Genomic DNA, 21,900 nt, shown 5'->3' with positions numbered 1-21,900 from the left:
CAAAGGATCTGCAAGCCCATTAGTTTACTTATTAACTGGTTATATTGAAAACAATAAATCATAAAAAGTTTTAATGAATGCACTTATTTATATTACCTCGTAAATAAGTGCATGTAGTAAAAGGATAGTTTTAATGACGGTTTTAAAAAATCACAGCATGCTTTGCGCCCTCAGCGTTTGTTTTAGCTTAATGCTAAGCGGTTGCTCAGAGCCCTCATCGCAAAGTTCACCACAAGTAGGGGTTGATGTTGCTAAATACCCATGGGCTAAAGAGCACAAAAACCACCCAGAGTGGCCACTAGAAATTCGCGAAGAGGTATATGGCGATGCGGATACATTTTCAACCCCGCGGTTAATGTTTTGGAATAAATACAAAGGTAGTGAAGTACGCACGCTGTGGTCATCACGGTTAGATGGCTCAGACAGGCGACGCATAATTCCAGAAGAGGTATTTATAGGGTTCAGACCGGTTGGGCTTCATAAGGCAGCTCGCTCACCAGATAACCGTTATATCGCTATTTCGGGTTATATAAATGATAGAGCAACTCGTCAGCTTTACGACACCAAAGAGAAAAAACTAATCACTATGTCAGCTGGAGGAGGACACCCTTCATTTAATTGGACTTCAGATAGCGATAATGTGATTTTTTATGCAGATGGTAAACATTACAATTACAACGTATCTACAGCCACACTTACACAACGCAAAATAATTTATTCAGATGAGCTGTTTTTACTCCCGGGCGATAAAGAGTTTTTAGCCATAAAGCACGATGGCTTTTGGATACATAAGTTTAATGGTGAAATAGTACGCAAAGTTAATTTTGGTTTTCCACGTAAGTGGGAAATGAAAAACCACCGTATTTCGTCCGATGGCAAATACTTAGCCTTTATGACTCAAGGCAGACCAAAAGCACATTTTCACTGGGTGAATATTGCCAACCCTGATGTTAAGCATTCAGAAATAGGGGAAGGTAATGGTGTTATTTTTTCTCCAGTAGAGGACTATCAATTGGAGTTTGTAGCAAAATTTTCAAAAGAGCGTGGTAAAAATGGCTTCTACCCTTCAAAGCGGATTATAAGAACAAAAAATATAGTGATCGGTGAGCAAGCTGAGGCGCTCGTAAAAGAAAGTGGTATTTGGGGTCTTGATACATTAGGTCCAATAGCTGTTACAAATTTAGCAGCAGAAGGAAAATAAAATGCATGACATGAGCAAAGGAAGTGCCAGCCCATTGGTGTATTTATTAACTGGATATGTTGAAAATAATAAACCGATTGGTAAGTTAACCCCGGTAGCAAATCGATTTGTGGTGTCTGAGCAGCCTAAGTCAGCCACTTACAATAAAAAAAACCAGTTGTTTTAAAAACTAATAGTGCTGGTATTTTATCGACAATAAATAGTGACTCATTAGAAGTACGTCAGCCGTTTCATGCCTACACGGCTAATAATAATCAACGACCTATTATTATTCCGCCAATGGAGTCTATTGGGCTTATTGCCAATAATAACCCTAATGGATGGGCTCAAGAGTTTGTTGATAATTTAAAAAATTACAGTAGCTCAAATACACCGTTTACTTATCAGTAATTTAACACTCTCGATTGAAGTGGCAGAAATAGTAGAAGAGTAAGTACGAGTACTTTATTTTAATAACACAAGTTTTAATGAATGCACTTATTTATATTACCTCGTAAATAAGTGCATGTAGTAAAAGGATAATTTTAATGACGTTTTTAAAAAATCACAGCGTGCTTTGCGCCCTCAGCGTTTGTTTTAGCTTATTGCTAAGCGGTTGCTCAGAGCCATCATCGCAAAGTTCACCACAAGTAGAGGTTGATGTTGCTAAATATCCATGGGCTAAAGAGCACAAAAACCATCCAGAGTGGCCACTTGAAATACGCGAAGAGGTGTACGGCGATGCAGATACATTTTCAACCCCGCGGTTAATGTTCTGGAATAAATACAAATACAGCGAAGTACGCACGCTGTGGTCATCAAGGTTAGATGGCTCAGATAGGCGACGCATAATTCCTGAAGAAATTTTTACCCAACTGGAGCCTGCGGGATTGCATCCACCAGCACGCTCGCCTGATAACCGTTATATTGCTATTTCGGGCTATATAAATGACCGAGCGACTCGTCAGCTTTACGATACTAAAGAGAAAAAGCTAATCACCATGTCAGGCGGGGGAGGGCACCCTTCATTTAATTGGACCTCAGATAGCGATAATGTGATTTTTTATGCAGATGGTAAACATTACAATTACAAGGTATCCACAGCCACACTTACACAACGTGAAATAATTTACTCAGAGGAGTTGTTTTTACTCCCAGGCGATAAAGAATTTTTAGCCGTAAAGCACGATGGCTTTTGGATACATAAGTTTAATGGTGAAGTGGTACGCAAAGTTAATTTTGGTTTTCCGAAAGCGTGGGAAATGAAAAACCACCGTATTTCACCGGATGGTCAGTATTTAGCGTTTATGACGTATGGGCGTGAAGATTTTCACTTCCACTGGGTGAATATTGCAAACCCTGAAATAGAGCACTCAGAAAAAGGGGAGGGAAATGCTGTTATTTTTTCTCCAGAAAAAGATTACTTATTAGAGTATACAATAAAGCATTCAAAAGAGCGTGATGAAAAAGGTTTCTATCTTTCAGAGCGCGTCATAAAAACAAAAAACATCATGACAGATGAGCAGTTAGAGACGTTAATAAAAGAAAAATATATATGGGGTATGAGATCTTTAACTCCTATCGCAATTACAAACTTAGTAGCTCAAGAAAGGTAGTGTTGATTATGCACGATATTAGCAAAGGATCTGCAAGCCCATTAGTTTACTTATTAACTGGTTCATTTGTATAAAGTGAATAACGACACTTTTTAATTATTAAACATGGGATTACTTTATAAGCCCAGATAAAAATAATAAAACTTATCTAATCGGGGATCACTTTAAAGCCGATTTGATTATGGTGACAAGAAGCGTGTTTTGTATTTTTAATCTTTTTATTTAAGGTTTATTGGTTTTTATTTTCTTTGTGGTTGTGTTTTAAAGGTGTTTTGTGGAATTTTTATGCTTGCTTCCGTCGCTTTGTAATGTTAAAAATGGGTTTCGCTGAACACACACACAAGAAAACAAGATGCATATTATTCGTTTAATTACACTAAAACTTAACCTTAACCTCTTACTGCTATGGCAAGTAAGCGGGGATTAGTGTGTTTGCATCGAGTTGAACACTAAAAACCCCGCAATTGCGGGGTTTTTTTTATCTCGCGGCTGGGATTAATTGAAATTTGGGTAACATAGGAATGAGGGGCAGTTATGCAAGAGCAAGATAAAGTATGGATTTTTGATACCACCTTACGTGATGGCGAACAGGCGCTTAAAGCAAGCCTTACTGAAGATGATAAAATTCAATTAGCACATACAATTAGCCGCTTGAATGTGGATGTGATGGAAGTGGGTTTTCCGGTTTCGAGTCCTGCTGATTTTCGCTCGGTGCAACGCATTGCAACCGAAGTAAAAGGCCCGATTATTTGTGGTTTAGCACGCTCAGTTGCTAAAGACATTGAAGCCTGTGGCGAAGCACTTCGCTCAGCTCAGCAAAGCCGTATTCATACTTTTATTGCTACAAGCCCTTTGCACCTTGAACATAAATTACGTATGAGCCTAGACGATGCAACGGCAATGGCTGTTAAATCAATTAAATTGGCACGTAACTACACTGATGATGTTGAATTTTCGTGTGAAGATGCTGGTCGTACGCCGCATTGGGATTTATGTAAAATTGTTGAGCAGGCAATTAATGCCGGAGCTTCAACTATTAACTTGCCAGATACCGTTGGTTTTGTAACGCCAGACGAATACGCCGCGATGATCCGCCATTTAATGAATAACGTGCCAAATATTGATAAAGCGCGCTTAAGTGTGCATTGCCACAACGATTTAGGTTTAGCCGTAGCAAACTCGGTGGCTGCAGTGCAAGCCGGAGCACGTCAAATTGAGTGTACTATTAATGGCATTGGTGAGCGTGCTGGTAACTGCTCGCTTGAAGAAGTGGCGATGATCATGAAAATGCGCTACGACCACTTAAAAGTATATACCGATATTAAAAGTGAAGAAATTTATCGCGCCTCTCGTCAAGTGGCTAAAATTTGTAATATGCCAGTACAACCAAATAAAGCGATTGTTGGCGAAAACGCCTTTGCACACAGCTCAGGCATTCACCAAGACGGTGTATTAAAAGCGCAAAATACTTATGAGATTATGTCGCCAGAAAGTGTTGGTGTGCCAAGCAACCAATTAAATATGACTTCGCGTTCGGGCCGTCATGTTATTGAGCATCGCCTAGAAGAGTTAGGTTATCAAAAATCTGATTACGATATGGATGGCTTATATAAAAGCTTTATCGAATTGGCTGACCAAAAAGGCACAGTATACGATTACGACCTTGAGGCGATGATTTACTTTAATCAAATTAACGACAAAGACGAAAAATACCAATTAGAATTTGTTAACTCAGCCTCTAACTCACAATCGGTAGCAAGCTCTACTATTGGAATGCGCATTGATGGCGAAGCTAAACAAGAAGCCGCGACAGGTAATGGCCCAGTTGAAGCTTCGTTTGCAGCTATTGAGCGCTTAACCGGTATGAGCGTTGAAATGATTGAATATAACTTAGAAGCGACAGGCCAAGGTGCAAGCTCATTAGGCCAAGTAAATATTATAGCTAAATACGATGGCCGACCTTACCACGGTGCGGGCATTGCAGCGGATGTGGTTGAAGCGTCGGTACGCGCCATGATCCGTGTTTATAACTTAATTTATCGTGCACAAAAAGTGTCTGATTTAAAACAACAAAGGAAAGCAGGATGAGTAAAACAAACTACAGCGTTGCGGTATTAGCTGGCGACGGTATTGGTCCAGAAGTAATGGCAGCAGCAGAGCAAGTACTTGATGCTGTGAGCAATAAGTTTGGTTTTACCCTAAACCGCGAGCATTATGCAATTGGCGGCGCAGCCATTGACGAATTTGGTAAAGCATTACCAGAGAGCACGCTTACTGCGTGTGAAAACTCAGACGCTATTTTATTTGGTTCGGTAGGCGGTCCTAAATGGGAAAACTTACCACCAAACGAGCAGCCTGAGCGCGCATCGTTATTGCCGCTTCGTAAGCACTTTGGTTTGTTTTGTAATTTACGCCCTGCACAGTTATTACCTGCATTAAGTGCAGCGTCGCCACTTCGCGCTGATATCAGCGAAAAAGGGTTTGATATTTTATGTGTGCGCGAACTAACTGGCGGCATTTACTTTGGTGAAAAAGGCCGCAGTGGTGAAGGCGCAGAAGAGTTTGCATTTGATACGCAAACATACTCACGAAAAGAAATTGAACGTATTGCACGCTTTGCTTTTGAAGCTGCAAAACTACGTAGTAACCATGTTACCTCTGTTGATAAAGCCAATGTATTAGCATCAAGCGTATTATGGCGCGAAGTAGTAACCGAAGTAAGCAAAGACTACCCAGAAGTAAGCTTAGATTACATTTACGTAGATAACGCCGCTATGCAGTTAGTTAAGCAGCCTAGCCAATTTGATGTATTACTTTGCGATAACTTATTTGGCGATATTTTGTCAGATGAGTGCGCCATGATCACAGGCTCAATGGGCTTATTACCATCGGCAAGCTTGAATCAATCGGGTTTTGGATTGTACGAGCCAGCAGGCGGTTCAGCACCAGATATTGCAGGTAAAGGCGTTGCAAACCCAATAGCACAAATTTTAAGTGCCGCATTAATGCTACGTTACTCGCTAGGGCAAGACGAAGCTGCACGCACCATTGAAAAAGCAGTAGCAGAAGCCGTAGAAGCAGGCGTTGGCACACCAGATATATATCCAAATGCAGGTTACAGCACAAGCGATGTGGCAGCAGCCATCGTTTCACGCATTTAATAACATATTAAAGTTGCAGCACCGTTATGCTGCAACTCAAACAGATTAGGGAATTAGCAAGTGGCCCAAACGTTATACGAAAAAATTTGGCAATCACATACCGTTGCCAGCATAAACGAGCAAACCGACTTACTTTATATTGACCGCCATTTAGTGCATGAAGTTACTTCTCCGCAGGCTTTTGCTGGTCTACGTGAAAAAAACCGTACTGTACGTTGCCCAGAAAAAACCTTTGCAACGATGGATCACAACGTATCGACTAAGAGCCGATCACTTGATGCGGCAAGCGAAGTATCTAAAAACCAATTAATGGCGCTTGATAAAAACTGTAAAGAGTTTGGTATTGTGCTTTACGATTTAAACTCAATTAATCAAGGTATTGTGCACGTAATGGGCCCAGAGCAAGGTATTACTTTGCCTGGCACAACCATTGTATGTGGCGATAGCCATACCTCTACGCATGGTGCGTTTGGCGCATTAGCGCATGGTATTGGTACGTCTGAGGTTGAGCACGTATTAGCAACGCAAACGCTACAGCAAAAAAAGGCGAAATCGTTAAAAATTCAAATTAACGGTGTATTGCGTCCAACGGTTACGGCTAAAGATTTAATTATGGCGGTAATTGGCAAGCTAGGTACCGCTGGTGGCACAGGTTATGTAGCAGAGTTTTGTGGTGAAGGCATTGAAGCGCTTTCAATGGAAGCCCGTATGACGCTATGTAATATGAGCATAGAAATGGGTGCAAAAGCGGGTTTAATTGCATCTGACCAAATTACTTATGATTACTTAAAAGGTCGTCCGTTTGCACCAAAAGGCGCAGATTTTGATGCAGCCGTTGAATATTGGGAAACATTAAAAACGGATGAAGGCGCACACTTTGATTTAGTTGTTGAGCTAAATGCCGACGACATTCAGCCGCAAATTACCTGGGGCACAAGCCCAGAGCAAGTAATTGGTGTTGATGAGTGCATACCCGATCCAGATAAAGAGCCAGATTTAATTAAAGCCGATGCTATTCGCAGCGCGCTTAAGTACATGGATTTAAAAGCGGGTGATAAATTATCAAGCGCGAAAGTAGACACGGTATTTATTGGCTCATGTACAAATAGCCGCATTGAAGATTTACGCGCAGCTGCAAAAATTGTTGAAGGCAAACATGTGGTAGCAGGCATTGAAGCGTTAATTGTACCGGGCTCTGGCTTAGTTAAAAAACAAGCCGAAGACGAAGGCTTAGCTGATATTTTTAAAGCCGCTGGCTTTGAATGGCGCGAACCGGGTTGTTCTATGTGTTTAGCGATGAACGATGACCGCCTAGGAGCAGGCAAGCGTTGTGCATCTACTTCTAACCGTAACTTTGAGGGCCGCCAAGGTCGTGGCGGGCGTACCCATTTAGTTAGCCCTGCAATGGCGGCAGCCGCTGCAATACATGGTCACTTTGTTGATATTAGAGGAGAAGCCTAATGAGCGTATTTTTTAGTGGCTTAATGGCCCCACTTGATAAAAACAATGTAGATACTGACCAAATTATCCCTAAGCAGTTTTTAACATCAACTAGCCGCGAAGGCTTTGATGCGGCATTGTTTTATGATTGGCGTTACCTAGATAACGACGAGCCAAACCCTGACTTTATTTTAAACCGCCCATGCTACCAAGGCGCGCAAATATTATTAACGCGCGACAACTTTGGTTGTGGCTCATCTCGTGAGCATGCTCCTTGGGCGCTGAAGCAATATGGTTTTGAAGTTATTTTGGCTGAAAGCTTTGCAGATATTTTCTTTAATAACTGTGGTAACAACCAAATGTTAGCCATAGCGTTACCTGCCGATACGCTTGAGCAATTGTTTGTACTTAGCGAGCAGCACGACGATATTAACATTGAAATCGATCTTGAAAATCAAACACTAACAAGCAGTAAGTTTGCACCAATTAGTTTTGATATTAGTAAAGAGGTAAAAGAGCGCTTATTAAGTTGCTTAGATTTTATTGGTGTAACCGAAACGCTAAACCCACAAATTGATGCGTTTGAAAAACAACTAGCGACTGAGCGTTCTTGGCAGTAATTGCTTAACCGTGTGTATTAAAAATCACGTATTAAAAAGCACGGCAATTGCCGTGCTTTTTTGTGGGTAAATATGAGATGTGGTAGCTAAAGGTTAATGCCTAAAGTCAGCCATTAACGCCGGTATACCAGGTAACATACCTACAATTACCATTACAGTGGTAAGTAACACAAACATAATAAGTGGAATCACCCAGCGGCTCATTTTAGTTAACTCAGCGCTGCGCTCTTTACAGCCAATCAGCCCTAAGTTATCAAGTAACATAGTAAGCGACCAACCAAAAGCAGGATTAACCAAGGTCGAAGCAAACACCACAATAGCGGCTGATTGCGTCGTTTTACCTTCGCGCGTCATTTCCATGCCAGCTTCAAGTAGCGGGATAAACACCCCAACAATAAGCGCTACACACAATACAGGCTGCCAAATCGCTAAATCCATAGGGTAACCCCATAAACCAGCAATAATACAAAATAATGCTGTTAAAATGGCGCCAGCAGGGATAGGGCGCTTAGCAATAGCGGCAGGCACAATATAAGTCCCCCAAGAGGAGGCAAAGTTAGCACCACCGGCAAGTGAGCCGAATGTTTGTCTAACTGATGCACTTAGCATGGTGTCGTCGATATTCATTTGTACTTTTTCAGTGCGTTGCGGATAGCTTATTTTTTGAAATACTTGATGACCTAAAAAATCAGGAGACCACATAGCAACGGCGAGCACTGCAAATGGGAGTACAACAACAAAGCTTTCAAGCGTTGGTAGGCCAAGCATCCAACCCGTGTTTTCGCCCCACCAGTAAGCTGGGTTCATATTTGGTAAACCCGGTGCAGTATGAAACTCAAACGGTGCGCCTAAGGCAAAGGCAACCACGCCACCAATAAGGCAACTTAACGGCACGGCTAACCAACGCTTTTTAAAGTGCTCTAATAGCGCATACAATAAAATGGTGGCTAAAATAACAATAAACGCAATGTGTGCCATATCAATAGCTTCAGCCCAAGCAAACAGCTTTTTAACTTGCGAAATAGTGCCAATAAAGCCCAAATAAATAAGTAGTCCGCCACACACACCTTTACTGGTTAGGCGCGCGAGCATACTTCCTCCCTTGGTTATGGCTAAAATAAAACCAAAGGCACCAATGAGTAAGCCAAACGCCATAGGATGGCCGCCAGCTGCAACTACAATAGGAATTAACGGAATAAGCGGGCCGTGAGTACCAGCCAAGTTGGCTGTAGGTAAAATAAAGCCTGAGAATAAGATGATAAAAATAGAAACAATGAGTAATTCGTAACGCACATTTTCTAAAACAAACGCATCGCCTAAACCAAGAGGTGCCGCAAACGTTGCTGCAATAGCCCCCACCATAACCACTTTACCAATAGTGCCCGCCATTGCAGGAATGGTGTCTTCAAATTCAAATCGGTAATCTCTAAACGGTAAATTAGGGCGCCAACGTTTAGGCTGCATAATTTGTAATTCATGTTCGAGATACTCGTCGCGAGTATTAAACTCTGAACTCGGCTTGTGAAGTTGCTCGTAGCTTTGAGCATCCTTGTGCGTGTTTGATGGTGCATCACCGGGCGGTGTAGTTTGCATGCGTTCTCCTGCAACATTGTTGCTTAGTCAAATAAATACGGCTTTTGTTAAAGCAAATGAATATTGAACATGCAGGGTAAATCAGCTTTTAGGCTGGGATGTATAGGCAAAAGGTCGTGCATGGTTGTTTTTAATACAGTTAATCTGAAAAACAGCTTTACGTTAAAAATTATAAAATTACAGATATAGATTAAAAAATATTATAAATCAAATGTTTGCGTTTTATTTTAAAGGGGTGAAGGACTGTTTGCAGAATAGTATCGTGTTAATGGCAGGTTATTATCCTTTAGTCTTAGTGGTTGTTAAAGCCGTTATATTTCAAGCTATTTGTTTACAGCAGCCGTTAATTTCGTTTTATTTGTGGTGAAATAATACTTCTGTTACTTTCGGGTTGTTAATAACAACAATAAAGAATAGAGATGCAACTCAACTCCCCTAAATCAATTGGTATTTTACTTGGTACGCTTTACGGCATATTTATGCGGCTGTTTGTAGAGCTAGTCAATGCTTACAATTTAGGTAGCTTAGTCTCTATATCATTTATGTTTTTAGTGCCTGTTGCTATTGGCTATATTCGTATTCACTTTGAGTACAACGAATCAAAGGCATTAACTAAAAGGCAAATGATCACGATTGCTTGGCAGCCTATTTTTGTTTTTTTATTTGTAAGTGTAATTACTTTGCTTGAAGGGAGCATTTGTGTGGCAATGGCTTTGCCTGCTTTTATGTTTTTTGCCAGCATTGGTGGATTACTTGCGGGCTTTGTTAGAAAGCGCAAAATGAAAAAAGCGAATAGCTCGTTATTATCAATCGCGTTGTTGCCTATATTGCTCTCACCTATTGAAGTTAATTTTTTACATTTATCAAAAACATACGAAGTAACAAATTCAATAGCTATTAACGCGCCCATCAATGTTGTGTGGCAGCAGTTAGCTAATGTGAGTGACATAAAACCACAGGAAGTGCCTTTTTCACTCACTCAATTAATTGGTGTACCAAAGCCATTAAAGGCAAGTATGAATGCTAGCGGTATAGGCGCTGTTCGCACAAGTACTTGGCAAAAAGGCGTTGTGTTTAAAGAAGTAATAACCGACTGGCAACCAAATAAACTGATGCATTATAGATTTGATATAGACCCTGATGCTATCCCCGATGACGCACTCGATAAACACGTAAAACTAGGCGGTGAATACTTTTCACCTCTTTACGGTGGATATGAGTTAAGTGAAGATAAAAGCGGCAATACGATTTTAACGTTAAAAACGACCGTGCAAGATAATACAAATTTTGGTGTTTATTCGCGAATATGGGGGGAGGTGATATTTCAAGATTTTCATCATTCACTTTTAACGTTGATGAAAAACAGAGCTGAAAAATCACTTATCGCAGCTGTTTCTTATAATTAGCTTAAACCATCATATTTCTAAAAAATATTACACACTAAAAGGTAAAGCCTTTGCATTTGCAAAGGCTTTTGTTTTAACTGCTAACTTTTACCAAATCATTTCTACAAATTCAGGGTGGTCGATATACGGATTACGATTACCTTGAAATTCAAACGCTGCTTGGTTACGGTCAAGTTCCATTTGGCTTACAGGATCGCTGTTATGCCAGTTAAGCAGCATGGCTACAACCCAGTTCTCGAATACTTGGTTTCTTGAACCATTAAGCACTGCATTACTTGAGGTCGTTTTGGTTTGCCAAGTGCCTATTACATTTTCGTAGCGCGTTGCCATGTAAAAATAAGCGCGAGCAAAGTCACCTTTAAATTCGTCAATTGGCTCAAATACAGTACCTGAGTAATTTAATGAACTTGCGGCAGAACCTAATTTACTTCCGTTAGTTGATGTAAATGAAGCGCTTGCTACTTCACCAAATGGGAAGTTACTACGTTTTGAGTTTACATAACCGTCGGTTGCGTAAATATGATGCACATCTGAGTTCATTGGCTCAATAGTGCCGCCAAACCAGCTTTTAGGAAATGAATGTTCACGGTTGTAACAGCCGCCTTCTCCACTATAGTTACCACATTGATCGCTCACCGCAGCATAATTGTAGCTATCTGAGCCGTTTGGTTTTTCGCTATACATATCTAAAATGCTGTTATCGTTTTCAAAGTATGTATCACGTGCTGATGAGTCGTAAAAATTCCAAATAGCCGAGTAACCCTGTGCATTATGATCTTTAATAATATTATAAAGCTCAGTTTTTAGTGCATAACCCGATAACCCTTGAGCAGTAACATAGTAGCCAGTGGGTGTTGGGTTGGTCCCGCCGCCATCACCAGAGCCACTGCCTAAAGTAAATGCCGTGCTGTCTGTATTATTAAAACTTGCACCGCTAGCAAGTGTGGTAGAGCCTTGCTTAAGTGCATAACTGCCATTACCTGTTGAACAACACATGCCATCGCCGTAGCTGTCGTTAATAACAAGTGTGTAAGTTCCATCAGTTAGGCATATTTGCTCATCATACTGAGTGTTTGATGCGTAACCACTGCCGTTAGCAACAGCACTACCTTGATTGTTATTAACGGCCCAGCTAGTTTCGCTACCGTAATTATCGGTACTAAGCGTTAAGATGAGGCTATTGTCAGTACAGCTTGTTGATGCGCTGCCATCAGCGTTTGGTAAAAAGTTATCTACGTATACGGTTTCGCTGCCATCAAATCCACTTACATCGTAAAACCTAAGGCCAACACTAATTGTTTTATTACTGCTTGCTGTATAGCTATGGCTAACTGTTTGCCATTGGTTAGTTTGTGCTTGATTTGAATAGCCTTGATAACCATCTACATACAAGCGAGCTTTAATTTTACCTTCGGTGTGGTAAACATCAGCCGAAAAGTTATAGGTTTTACCTGCTTCTACAGCAACTTGTTGTAGTAAATCAGTGTTACTTTGCGACCCTGTTGTTACATTGACAGCAGCAGAGCTACTACCACTTTTAACTGTACTGGTTGAGCGAGATAAAGCAATTCCGCTATCAATAGTGCTCCAAGAACTAGGTGTATTGCCAGTCCATTGTTCAAAGCCGCCATTAGCTACATTGGCCATTACAGGTAATGAGCCAAGTAACAATGCGGTACTAAGTAGTTTATTTTTATATTTCCCGTGTAACATAGTTGTTCCTATTTTTATTTTGAATGAGGAATATACCCTACATTAGTTAGGTTACAAAATTGTTAATTTAAAGTGCTGTAAAAGGCAATAATCGCCCTTTAATCTGTTTTTGAAGGTGTTTTTATAAATTAATAACTAAATGGAATATCAAAGCAGATTCTATTCTTTTTTTATCTATGCAGAGCCCGTTATCCTAGATACTTAGAAAACCTCAACAGATACGCTCTGGATGAGGTAAAACTCATTTTTAACAATACACAAAGTGTGTTGTGTTTAATTTTCAGGGTTATGGGGAATCGATTCATGTTGTTAGGTCAACTAAATGCTGCGGCAAGCCCGCTATCGCAAGATCAAGTACAAAAGCTGCAAGGTTTAGTGGCTGAACTTAATCCAATTCAACAAGCGTGGGTGAGTGGTTACTTAGCTGCAAATGCTAATTCGGCTGCGTTAGGTGCACCTACGGCAGGCGTACCGGCTGCGGGTGATGCAGCAGCGCTAACTATTTTATATGGTTCGCAAACAGGTAACGCAAAAGGTGTAGCTACCAAAATGAAAGAGCAGGCTGAGTCGCGAGGCTTAGCAGTTAAGCTTGTTAGCATGTCAGATTACAAACCAACAGCCCTGAAAAAAGAAAAGTTTTTAACTATCGTTGTATCTACTTACGGCGAAGGTGAGCCACCTGAAGACGCAGAAACACTTCACGAATTTTTAGCCACTAAAAAAGCGCCAAAACTAGACGATGTAAAAATAGCGGTTATTGGCTTAGGTGATTCTAGCTATGAGTTTTTCTGCCAAACAGCAAAAGATTTTGAAGAGCGTTTAAATAAACTCGGTGCGCAAACCATATATCAACGTGCTGATTTAGATGTAGATTACGAAGATGAAGCTGCAACATGGATTGCCGGTGCAGTTGATGCATTCGAACCTGATTTAAAAGCGCAGCAAGAAGCCGCTGGTGGTCAAGTTGTATCAATGCCATTTGGCGCACCAACGACCGCTTCAAGCCAATACACAAAGCAAAATCCATTTGAAGCAGAGCTATTAACAGTTCAAAAAATTACCGGTCGCGACTCAACTAAAGATGTACGCCACGTTGAAATTTCGCTTGAAGGGTCAGACATTACTTACACACCAGGTGATTCGTTAGGTGTGTACTTTTTAAATGATGATGTATTAGTTGATGAAGTACTTACACTTACTCAAATAGATGCAACAAGCATTGTAAAAGTAGGTGATGAAGAGCTAAGCGTACGTGATGCACTTATTGAAAAACTAGAGCTGACTCAGTCATACCCAGGTTTTGTAGAAAAATACGCAATAGCAACTGGTACGCCTGAATTATTAAAGCTTGTAGAAGATAAAGCTGCAATGCGTGCGTATATTGAACCTCGTCAAATATTTGATGTGATTCGCCAAAACCCTGCAAACATTGATGCGCAAACATTAGTAGATTGCCTACGTAAACTACAAGCTCGTTTGTACTCAATTGCATCTAGCCAAGCTGAGGTTGAAGACGAAGTGCATTTAACACTAGGTCTAGTGCAGTTTGATACATTTGATAGCGAGCATTTAGGTGGTTGTACGGGTTACTTAACTCGTCGTGCAGAAGAAGGTTGTAAAGTTAAAGTATTTAGCGAACACAACGACAATTTCCGCCTACCCACTAACGATGATACACCTGTGATTATGGTTGGCCCTGGTACTGGCATTGCGCCGTTCCGTGCATTTTTACAAGAACGTGATTCGCGTGAAGCGCAAGGCAAAAACTGGTTGTTTTTTGGTAACCCACATTTCACTCAAGACTTTTTATACCAAGTAGAAATACAGGGTTATTTAAAATCGGGTTTACTTAACAAAGTAGATGTTGCATTTAGCCGTGATCAAGCCGAAAAAGTATATGTGCAAGATAAGTTACGCAGTAACAGTAAAGACGTGTTTGAATGGTTAGAAGCCGGTGCTCACTTTTATATTTGTGGCGATGCAAATCGCATGGCAAAAGATGTACACAACGCCTTGCTTGATATTGTTAAAGAAAACACAGGCAAGAGCAATGAAGACGCAGAGCAATATTTAAAAGATTTGCGTAGCGCAAACCGCTATCAGAAAGACGTGTATTAATCACGTTTCTTATTTTATTTAACAGCTAACAGCCGTCACTGTAACAAATTTAGGATTTAAAATGAGCGAACAAGATAAAAACGTAAAACTTTCTGATAACGAACGTTTGAAAAGAGAAAGTAACTTTTTACGTGGCACCATAGAAAAAGATTTAACAGACGAAATTACCGGTGGCTTTACTGCCGATAACTTTCAGCTAATTCGTTTTCACGGTATGTACCAACAAGACGACCGCGATATACGTGGTGAGCGCGCTAAGCAAAAGCTAGAGCCGCTGCATAATGTAATGTTACGTGCACGTATGCCTGGCGGTATTATTAAGCCAGAGCAATGGCTAGCAATCGATAAGTTTGCAGATGACAAAACAAGCTACGGCAGCATTCGTTTAACAACGCGTCAAACGTTTCAGTTTCATGGAGTGTTAAAGCCAAATATTAAAGGCATGCACCAAATGCTTGATAGCGTAGGTATAGACTCTATTGCTACAGCGGGTGACGTTAACCGTAACGTGCTTTGTACTACTAACCCAGTTGAGTCTGAGTTACACCAAGAAGCTTACGACTGGGCTGCAAAAATTTCTGAACATTTATTGCCAAAAACGAAAGCGTATGCCGAAATTTGGTTAAATGGCGAAAAAGCAGAAACCACAGAAGAGCCAATTTTAGGATCTAATTACTTACCGCGTAAGTTTAAAACAACGGTAACTATTCCACCTAACAACGAAGTTGATGTGCACGCTAACGATTTAAACTTTGTGGCAATTGCTGATAACGGCAAACTTGTTGGTTTTAACGTATTAGTGGGCGGTGGCCTTGCCATGACGCACGGCGATACAGCAACTTATCCGCGTAAAGCAGATGACTTTGGCTTTATTACGCTAGAAGATACCTTGAAAATTGCAGAGCATGTTGTATCTGTGCAGCGCGATTGGGGTAATCGTTCAAACCGTAAAAATGCTAAAACAAAATACACACTAGACCGTGTAGGCGTTGATGTATTTAAAGCCGAAGTAGAAAAACGCTCAGGCGTTACGTTTGCACCAAGCCGTCCGTTTGAGTTTACTCATCGTGGCGACCGCATTGGTTGGGTTGAAGGCATTGATGGTAAGCACCACTTAACGCTATTTATTCAAAGTGGTCGTATTTTAGACTACCCAGGCAAGCCGCTTAAAACAGGTTGTCGTAAAATCGCAGAAGTTCACCAAGGTGACATGCGTATGACGGCAAACCAAAACTTAATTATTGCTGGCGTACCTGCCGATCAAAAAGCAGTGATTGAAGAAATTGCCCGTAGTCATGGCTTAATTGATGACACAGATTCGCAGCAGCGTAAAGATTCAATGGCGTGTGTTTCACTGCCAACGTGCCCACTTGCAATGGCTGAGGCAGAGCGTTACTTACCAAGCTTAGTTGAAAAAACTGAAGCACTGCTTGCTAAGCACGGTATACCCGATGACAGCATTATTATGCGCGTTGTAGGTTGCCCGAACGGCTGTGGCCGCGCAATGCTTGCAGAAGCTGGTTTAGTAGGCAAAGGCCCAGGTAAATACAACGTTTACTTAGGTGGTAATTTAGAAGGCACACGTATTCCTAAATTGTACCTTGAGAACGTAGGCGAAGATGTTTACCTAGAAGCATTCGATAAGCTAATTGGCCAATGGGCTAAAGAGCGTAACGACGGTGAGTGTTTTGGTGACTTTGTTATACGCAAAGGCATTGTTGCTGAAGTAAAAGTATCAGTAACCGATTTTCACGCATAATTTAATACCAGCGCTTAGCGCTGGTGAGGCTTGGAATTTACCATGAGTGAATTTAAAAACATTTTACAGCTAGATAAACAAAGCCAAACGGCAATGTTAGCTGATGCTAATGGTTTACTAGCGGGTATGAGCGCTGAGCAGCGCGTTGCATGGGCGCTTGATAACTTGCCTAATACGGCATTTTTATCATCTAGCTTTGGTATTCAAGCAGCAGTGATGCTGCATTTAATGACCTCACAACGCCCAGATATTCCTGTTGTATTAACCGATACTGGTTATTTATTTCCTGAAACGTATCAGTTTATTGAACAAATGAGTGAGCGTTTATCGCTTAACTTAAAAGTGTATAAAGCGCAGTTGAGCCCAGCATGGCAAGAAGCCAAATTTGGTAAGCTATGGGAGCAAGGGGAGGACGGCATTAAGCAATATAATCAGCTTAATAAAGTAGAGCCGATGACCCGCGCGCTAAAAGAGATTGAAGCCGGTACTTGGTTTAGTGGCCTGCGCCGCGATCAATCATCATCGCGTGCTGATAAACAGTTTGTAGAAATTAGCCGTGGCACGGTTAAAGTGTACCCAATTATTGAATGGTCTAACCGCGACGTGTATCAGTACCTAACTAAGCACGATTTACCTTATCACCCATTATGGGAGCAAGGTTATGTGTCGATGGGCGACGTGCATACAACGCGTAAGTTAGAACCTGGAATGACAGAAGAAGAAACTCGCTTTTTTGGTTTAAACCGAGAATGCGGACTACACATGGATGGTGACGGTATTTAACGTTACTAAGTTGTAGTTAAATCAATAACAACAACGCAGCTTAGGCTGCGTTTTTATTTTCTTTAATTAGGGTACAAAAATTGCCTAATTAAGTATTTTTTATTAAACTCAAGGAAATAAAGGATTAATTAAAGCAGGAACGCTATGAAATACTTTACCTACTTAGCTATATCAATCATGGCTATTGCAGTCATCTCTTTGTTTTATTTAAAAAAGCCCGATGGTCAAACATGGCTTTCTGCATCATCTATTAGTAATGAATCTCAGCAAATTAAAGAAAAAATGGTCGCGCTTTCAAGCAATACTCTAGATCAAGCTGTGCAGGGCGTTAAGCAAGCGGGCGATAAAATTGCGAGCAGTATTTCTGATGAACCAATGCCTGCAAGTACTAACTCAAGTAGTAAAATTTTTAAGTGGCAAGACGAAACCGGTCAATGGCACTTTTCTGATACACCTAACCCGCATGCAAAAAGTATTGAAGTAAAACTCGATCCTAAAGATATTACTGTTATTGCTGCAGAAGACACGTCTATTTTAAATACCTCTCCAAGTACAAATACAATGTCGGCTGCACAAGAGGGGATCAGTATTTTGAACCCAGACTCTGTTAAAAAGCTATTTAATGACGCCGAAAATGTAAAAGACAAACTAGAAAAACGTAATAAAGAAATTAATAATTTAAGCGCACTTTAGCTATTCTGAGTTAGGGCTTTTATGGTTTTTTAAATAACGTTTTTCGGCTTCCATTAACAGTATGGTTAAATATATTTTAGTGGGAAGTGATAATAGCACCCCTATAGCGATAAATGCTGCCGCTGTAATTATTCCTTTAATACCATGATTAACAGTGAAATAACTCGACACAATTAAAGAGTGGCCAGTCACAATAAGGCATAATCCAAACACTATTGATGTTTTAAGCAGTCGAATAATCATTATTTGCGACATAGTCACCTCACTAAGAGTAACCCTAGTGTAGGCCGGCTTTAAATATTCGGCATTGATTTGAAACAATAAACGGCACACATAAAAAAGCCCAGCTTATTACTAAACTGGGCTTTTAAATGCACTAATTACAGCGCGTATTAATCGAGCATATTACGCAATACATATTGTAAAATGCCGCCGTGTTTGTAGTAATCCCACTCTTTAGGGGTATCAATACGTACATCAGCACTCAGGGTTACTTTTTTACCTTCGGCATTGGTTGCAATAACGGTTACTTCATCGGTTTTATCGTACAAGCCATCAATATCAAATTGTTCTTGCCCAGTTAACCCATGTGACTCGTAGCTTTCACCTTCTTTAAATTGCAGCGGTAATACACCCATACCAATTAAGTTAGAGCGGTGAATACGCTCATAGCTTTGTGCTACAACGGCTTTTACACCAAGTAATAGTGAGCCTTTAGCCGCCCAGTCACGAGATGAACCTGTACCGTACTCTTTACCCGCTAAAATAATAAGTGGTGTATTATTTTTTTGATACTCCATAGCAGCATCATAAATGCTTTCTAGCGTATCGCCAGGCTGAGTACGTGTTACGCCGCCTTCAGTACCTGGGGCAAGTAAGTTTTTAAGGCGAACATTGGCAAACGTGCCACGCATCATCACTTCGTGGTTGCCACGGCGTGAGCCATACGAGTTAAACTGCGATTTTTCTACACCTTTTTCTTGCAAGTACAAACCTGCTGGCGAATCGGCTTTAATAGCACCCGCTGGAGAAATATGGTCAGTGGTTACTGAATCCCCAAGTTTAGCTAAACAACGTGCACCCTCAATAGTAGGAATACCTGGTGGTTCTACTTTCATACCGTCAAAAAAGGGTGCTTTTTTAATGTAGGTAGATGCGTCATCCCAATCGTAAAGTTTGCCATCTGGTATTTTAATTTGCTGCCAACGGCTATCGCCTTCGTAAACGTTAGCGTAGCTTTTTTCGAACATTTCTTTAGTTACTGTTTCTTTAACTAGGTCACTAACTTCTTTAACACTTGGCCAAATGTTTTTAAGGTAAATATCGTTACCGTTAGCATCTTGGGCAAGGGGTTCGTTGTATACGTCAATATCTGTTCTACCGGCAATAGCGTAAGCTACAACAAGCGGAGGAGACGCTAAAAAGTTCATTTTAACATCTTGGTGAATGCGTCCTTCAAAGTTACGGTTACCCGATAAAATAGAACTAACCACTAATTTGTGCTTTTGAATGGCATCAGATATTTCAGTTGGAAGTGGGCCTGAGTTACCAATACAAGTTGTACAACCGTAGCCAACAAGGTTAAAGCCTAAGCTTTCTAAGTCATCCATTAGGCCTGCTTTTTCCAGGTAGTCGGTAACTACCTTAGAGCCTGGCGCAAGTGATGTTTTAACCCAAGGTTTTACATTAATACCAAGCTGTTTTGCTTTTTTAGCGACTAAGCCTGCGGCTAAAATAACACTTGGGTTAGAAGTATTAGTACAGCTGGTAATCGCGGCAATAACACAAGCGCCATCGTTTAGCTCAAACTCTTGGCCTTTAAATTTAACCTTAGCGGCACCCATAAACTGCGCTTCGTTAACTGGTTCGTCTGGGTTTGTTGCTGGGCCTTCACTTTCAATACGAGCTTGTTCTTCATCGCTTTTATCGCGACGAGCCATACGTTCGTCTTGGAAGCCTTTTAAATGATCGCCAATAACTTTGCCAGCTTCGTTTAGGGCAATTCTATCTTGTGGACGTTTAGGGCCTGCAAGGCTCGGTACAACATCATCTAATTTAAGTTCAAGTGTATCGGTGTAGCTAGCTTCGTCGCCATCGTTACGCCATAAGCCTTGATGCTTAGCATAATCTTCAATTACTTTTAGCTGCTTTTCGTCGCGGTTTGTTAAGCGAAGGTAGTTAATGGTTTCATCATCAATCGGGAAAATACCACATGTAGCACCGTACTCTGGTGCCATATTCGCTATGGTAGCTCTGTCTGCAAGTGGTAAGTCGGCAAGGCCGTCACCATAAAACTCTACAAATTTACCTACTACGCCGTGGTTACGCAGTATTTCGGTTACCGTTAGTACTAAGTCAGTCGCGGTTGTACCTTCAGGTAATCTGCCGCTTAGCTTCATACCTACTACTTGTGGAATGAGTAAGCTAATTGGCTGTCCGAGCATAGCTGCTTCGGCTTCAATGCCGCCTACGCCCCAACCAAGCACACCTAAGCCATTAATCATGGTGGTGTGAGAGTCAGTCCCTACAAGCGTATCTGGGTAAGCGTATTTTTTGCCGTCGCACTCTTCATTAAAAACAACGCGCGCTAAGTATTCTAGGTTTACTTGGTGAACAATACCGGTTGCTGGTGGCACTACTTTTAAATTATCAAAAGCGGTTTGTCCCCAACGTAAAAATTCATAACGTTCTTTATTTCGGTCGTATTCAAGTTTTGCATTTAAATCAAATGCACCATCATTTCCGTAGCCATCTACTTGTACCGAATGGTCAATAACAAGTTCAGCAGGTGATAACGGGTTTATTTTTGCAGGATCACCACCTAGTTTTTCCATTGCGTCACGCATCGCGGCTAAATCTACAATAGCGGGTACACCGGTAAAGTCTTGCATAACTACGCGAGCGGGGGTAAAGGCAACTTCAGATGCAGGTTTCGCTTGAGGGTCCCAATTAAGTAGGGCTTGAATGTCTTGTTCTTTAATATTTGCGCCGTCTTCGTTACGAAGAAGGTTTTCAAGTAATACTTTTAAGGAGAAGGGCAATCGTTTCGCTTTGTCGCCAAGTCCTTTTAGAGAATGAATATGATATTGCTCACCATTTATTGTGAGCTGATGTTGGGTATCGAAACTATTATTCATTATTTGCCCCTTTATGAATTATAAAAATATTTTGAAGAGTGACCTCTGTAGTGCTTGAGTTGCAAAGTGCATACCAATGTAAAAAGCCGTATTTAGAGAACGAATTTTATACAGTTAATATAGTAGAGATGATGCTGAAAAGTTTAATTTCAAGAGATGATTTGAAAGAGGTAGGGTCAAAAGTTATTTCGACCCTTATTAATTACTGTAACCAACCTTGTTGCTTACCTTTAATACTCAAACAAAGTAAAGCTATGGCAATAATGATTACAAATATAGGCATAAATACAGCACTTGTACCAAGTAGCTCAATACTGTTTATGACCATAAAATTATAATATTGCTGAATTAAAATAGCGCCGAGCGATAGCGCAAAAGTAGGTGTTGCCAGCGCGTTTTTAGCAAGTAAAAAAATACAACCCAAAGTGCTTCCAAATACAGCTATAGCAAATGCAATGGTTGACCAAATAGGAACGTTAGAGTAGGCAGCTTGTTGATCTAGCGGAAGTTTACCTATCATTTCTGGTGTCATCATCATGTGCATAGCAAATGCAATAACGCCAAGTAAGTTCCATACGAGTGCCGCCCATACAACGGGCTTAAACCAATTTTTAGGTGTTTTAACAGACATTTTATAACCTTGTTTTTATTATTATTAACTAGGTTATTAAAGAGTAAAAA

Annotated in this window: 17 protein-coding genes; 12 read left to right on the top strand and 5 right to left on the bottom strand. The window is 40.8% G+C overall.

The features are described 5' to 3' along the window. Positions 1-133 precede the first annotated feature (133 nt). From I6F66_RS08685 to leuD, 7 genes are all read left to right on the top strand, one after another. Positions 134-1,201 (top strand): hypothetical protein, encoded by a 1,068-nt coding sequence (locus I6F66_RS08685; protein WP_197209116.1) that lies wholly within the window; start codon positions 134-136, stop codon positions 1,199-1,201. Position 1,202: 1 nt separating this feature from the next. Beyond that, positions 1,203-1,367 carry a hypothetical protein gene (locus tag I6F66_RS08680; protein ID WP_197209115.1) on the top strand — a complete coding sequence of 55 codons (165 nt, stop codon included), beginning with the start codon at positions 1,203-1,205 and terminating at the stop codon, positions 1,365-1,367. A gap of 361 nt (positions 1,368-1,728) precedes the next feature. Then, complete coding sequence (locus I6F66_RS08675) at positions 1,729-2,796, top strand: hypothetical protein (RefSeq protein ID WP_197209114.1); 1,068 nt, start codon at positions 1,729-1,731, stop codon at positions 2,794-2,796. Positions 2,797-3,330: 534 nt separating this feature from the next. Next, a complete protein-coding gene (gene leuA / locus I6F66_RS08670) occupies positions 3,331-4,884 on the top strand; it encodes a 2-isopropylmalate synthase (RefSeq protein WP_197209113.1) in 1,554 nt (517 codons plus the stop codon). Beyond that, positions 4,881-5,957 (top strand): 3-isopropylmalate dehydrogenase, encoded by a 1,077-nt coding sequence (leuB, locus tag I6F66_RS08665; RefSeq protein ID WP_007582207.1) that lies wholly within the window; start codon positions 4,881-4,883, stop codon positions 5,955-5,957. The genes leuA and leuB overlap by 4 nt, the downstream gene beginning before the upstream one ends. 60 nt (positions 5,958-6,017) lie before the next feature. Next, positions 6,018-7,418 (top strand): 3-isopropylmalate dehydratase large subunit, encoded by a 1,401-nt coding sequence (gene leuC, locus I6F66_RS08660; RefSeq protein WP_165728344.1) that lies wholly within the window; start codon positions 6,018-6,020, stop codon positions 7,416-7,418. Next, positions 7,418-8,017, top strand: coding sequence for a 3-isopropylmalate dehydratase small subunit (gene leuD, locus I6F66_RS08655; protein ID WP_197209112.1), 600 nt, complete (start codon positions 7,418-7,420; stop codon positions 8,015-8,017). The genes leuC and leuD overlap by 1 nt, the downstream gene beginning before the upstream one ends. Positions 8,018-8,110: 93 nt before the next feature. On the opposite strand, the gene I6F66_RS08650 is transcribed toward leuD, so the two are convergent. After that, positions 8,111-9,610 carry a DUF3360 family protein gene (locus I6F66_RS08650; RefSeq protein ID WP_197209111.1) on the bottom strand — a complete coding sequence of 500 codons (1,500 nt, stop codon included), beginning with the start codon at positions 9,608-9,610 and terminating at the stop codon, positions 8,111-8,113. Between the two features lie 419 nt (positions 9,611-10,029). On the opposite strand from I6F66_RS08650, the gene I6F66_RS08645 reads away from it, so the two are divergent. After that, a complete protein-coding gene (locus I6F66_RS08645; protein WP_197209110.1) occupies positions 10,030-11,016 on the top strand; it encodes a hypothetical protein in 987 nt (328 codons plus the stop codon). Positions 11,017-11,103: 87 nt separating this feature from the next. Here the strand turns inward: I6F66_RS08645 and I6F66_RS08640 are convergent, their stop codons facing one another. Beyond that, positions 11,104-12,729: an endonuclease gene (locus tag I6F66_RS08640; RefSeq protein WP_197209109.1), complete on the bottom strand. Its 1,626-nt coding sequence runs from the start codon at positions 12,727-12,729 to the stop codon at positions 11,104-11,106. 303 nt (positions 12,730-13,032) lie between these two features. Here I6F66_RS08640 and I6F66_RS08635 point away from each other — a divergent pair, with 303 nt between their 5' ends. The 4 genes from I6F66_RS08635 (at position 13,033) to I6F66_RS08620 (ending at position 18,082) form a co-directional block, all read left to right on the top strand. After that, positions 13,033-14,847 carry an assimilatory sulfite reductase (NADPH) flavoprotein subunit gene (locus I6F66_RS08635; protein WP_197141306.1) on the top strand — a complete coding sequence of 605 codons (1,815 nt, stop codon included), beginning with the start codon at positions 13,033-13,035 and terminating at the stop codon, positions 14,845-14,847. A gap of 61 nt (positions 14,848-14,908) precedes the next feature. Then, positions 14,909-16,606: an assimilatory sulfite reductase (NADPH) hemoprotein subunit gene (gene cysI, locus I6F66_RS08630; RefSeq protein ID WP_197119412.1), complete on the top strand. Its 1,698-nt coding sequence runs from the start codon at positions 14,909-14,911 to the stop codon at positions 16,604-16,606. 42 nt (positions 16,607-16,648) lie between these two features. After that, entirely contained in the window at positions 16,649-17,389 is a 741-nt protein-coding gene (locus I6F66_RS08625; protein ID WP_165739219.1) for a phosphoadenylyl-sulfate reductase, read from the top strand. Positions 17,390-17,533: 144 nt separating this feature from the next. Continuing rightward, complete coding sequence (locus I6F66_RS08620) at positions 17,534-18,082, top strand: DUF4124 domain-containing protein (protein WP_165739221.1); 549 nt, start codon at positions 17,534-17,536, stop codon at positions 18,080-18,082. On the opposite strand, the gene I6F66_RS22805 is transcribed toward I6F66_RS08620, so the two are convergent. From I6F66_RS22805 to I6F66_RS08610, 3 genes are all read right to left on the bottom strand, one after another. After that, complete coding sequence (locus I6F66_RS22805; RefSeq protein ID WP_165739223.1) at positions 18,083-18,337, bottom strand: hypothetical protein; 255 nt, start codon at positions 18,335-18,337, stop codon at positions 18,083-18,085. Between the two features lie 137 nt (positions 18,338-18,474). Then, positions 18,475-21,219, bottom strand: coding sequence for an aconitate hydratase AcnA (acnA, locus tag I6F66_RS08615; protein ID WP_197209108.1), 2,745 nt, complete (start codon positions 21,217-21,219; stop codon positions 18,475-18,477). A gap of 202 nt (positions 21,220-21,421) precedes the next feature. Further along, a complete protein-coding gene (locus tag I6F66_RS08610; RefSeq protein ID WP_165739227.1) occupies positions 21,422-21,850 on the bottom strand; it encodes a hypothetical protein in 429 nt (142 codons plus the stop codon). Positions 21,851-21,900: the final 50 nt, after the last annotated feature.

The sequence above is a fragment of the Pseudoalteromonas sp. NZS100_1 genome (assembly GCF_015864285.1).
In the GTDB taxonomy this organism is placed as follows: Bacteria; Pseudomonadota; Gammaproteobacteria; order Enterobacterales; family Alteromonadaceae; genus Pseudoalteromonas; species Pseudoalteromonas arctica.
This window is presented reverse-complemented; position numbering and strand designations above follow the sequence as displayed.

Excerpts from the sequence above, each read along its gene's own strand:
- I6F66_RS08610 (WP_165739227.1), bottom strand. The coding sequence starts at position 21,850 with ATGTCTGTTAAAACACCTAAAAATTGGTTTAAGCCCGTTGTATGGGCG.
- cysI (WP_197119412.1), top strand. The coding sequence starts at position 14,909 with ATGAGCGAACAAGATAAAAACGTAAAACTTTCTGATAACGAACGTTTG.
- I6F66_RS08635 (WP_197141306.1), top strand. The coding sequence starts at position 13,033 with ATGTTGTTAGGTCAACTAAATGCTGCGGCAAGCCCGCTATCGCAAGAT.
- I6F66_RS08640 (WP_197209109.1), bottom strand. The coding sequence starts at position 12,729 with ATGTTACACGGGAAATATAAAAATAAACTACTTAGTACCGCATTGTTA.
- leuD (WP_197209112.1), top strand. The coding sequence starts at position 7,418 with ATGAGCGTATTTTTTAGTGGCTTAATGGCCCCACTTGATAAAAACAAT.
- I6F66_RS08685 (WP_197209116.1), top strand. The coding sequence starts at position 134 with ATGACGGTTTTAAAAAATCACAGCATGCTTTGCGCCCTCAGCGTTTGT.
- acnA (WP_197209108.1), bottom strand. The coding sequence starts at position 21,219 with ATGAATAATAGTTTCGATACCCAACATCAGCTCACAATAAATGGTGAG.
- I6F66_RS08625 (WP_165739219.1), top strand. The coding sequence starts at position 16,649 with ATGAGTGAATTTAAAAACATTTTACAGCTAGATAAACAAAGCCAAACG.
- I6F66_RS08645 (WP_197209110.1), top strand. The coding sequence starts at position 10,030 with ATGCAACTCAACTCCCCTAAATCAATTGGTATTTTACTTGGTACGCTT.
- leuA (WP_197209113.1), top strand. The coding sequence starts at position 3,331 with ATGCAAGAGCAAGATAAAGTATGGATTTTTGATACCACCTTACGTGAT.
- leuB (WP_007582207.1), top strand. The coding sequence starts at position 4,881 with ATGAGTAAAACAAACTACAGCGTTGCGGTATTAGCTGGCGACGGTATT.
- I6F66_RS08650 (WP_197209111.1), bottom strand. The coding sequence starts at position 9,610 with ATGCAAACTACACCGCCCGGTGATGCACCATCAAACACGCACAAGGAT.
- I6F66_RS08620 (WP_165739221.1), top strand. The coding sequence starts at position 17,534 with ATGAAATACTTTACCTACTTAGCTATATCAATCATGGCTATTGCAGTC.
- I6F66_RS08675 (WP_197209114.1), top strand. The coding sequence starts at position 1,729 with ATGACGTTTTTAAAAAATCACAGCGTGCTTTGCGCCCTCAGCGTTTGT.
- I6F66_RS22805 (WP_165739223.1), bottom strand. The coding sequence starts at position 18,337 with ATGTCGCAAATAATGATTATTCGACTGCTTAAAACATCAATAGTGTTT.
- I6F66_RS08680 (WP_197209115.1), top strand. The coding sequence starts at position 1,203 with ATGCATGACATGAGCAAAGGAAGTGCCAGCCCATTGGTGTATTTATTA.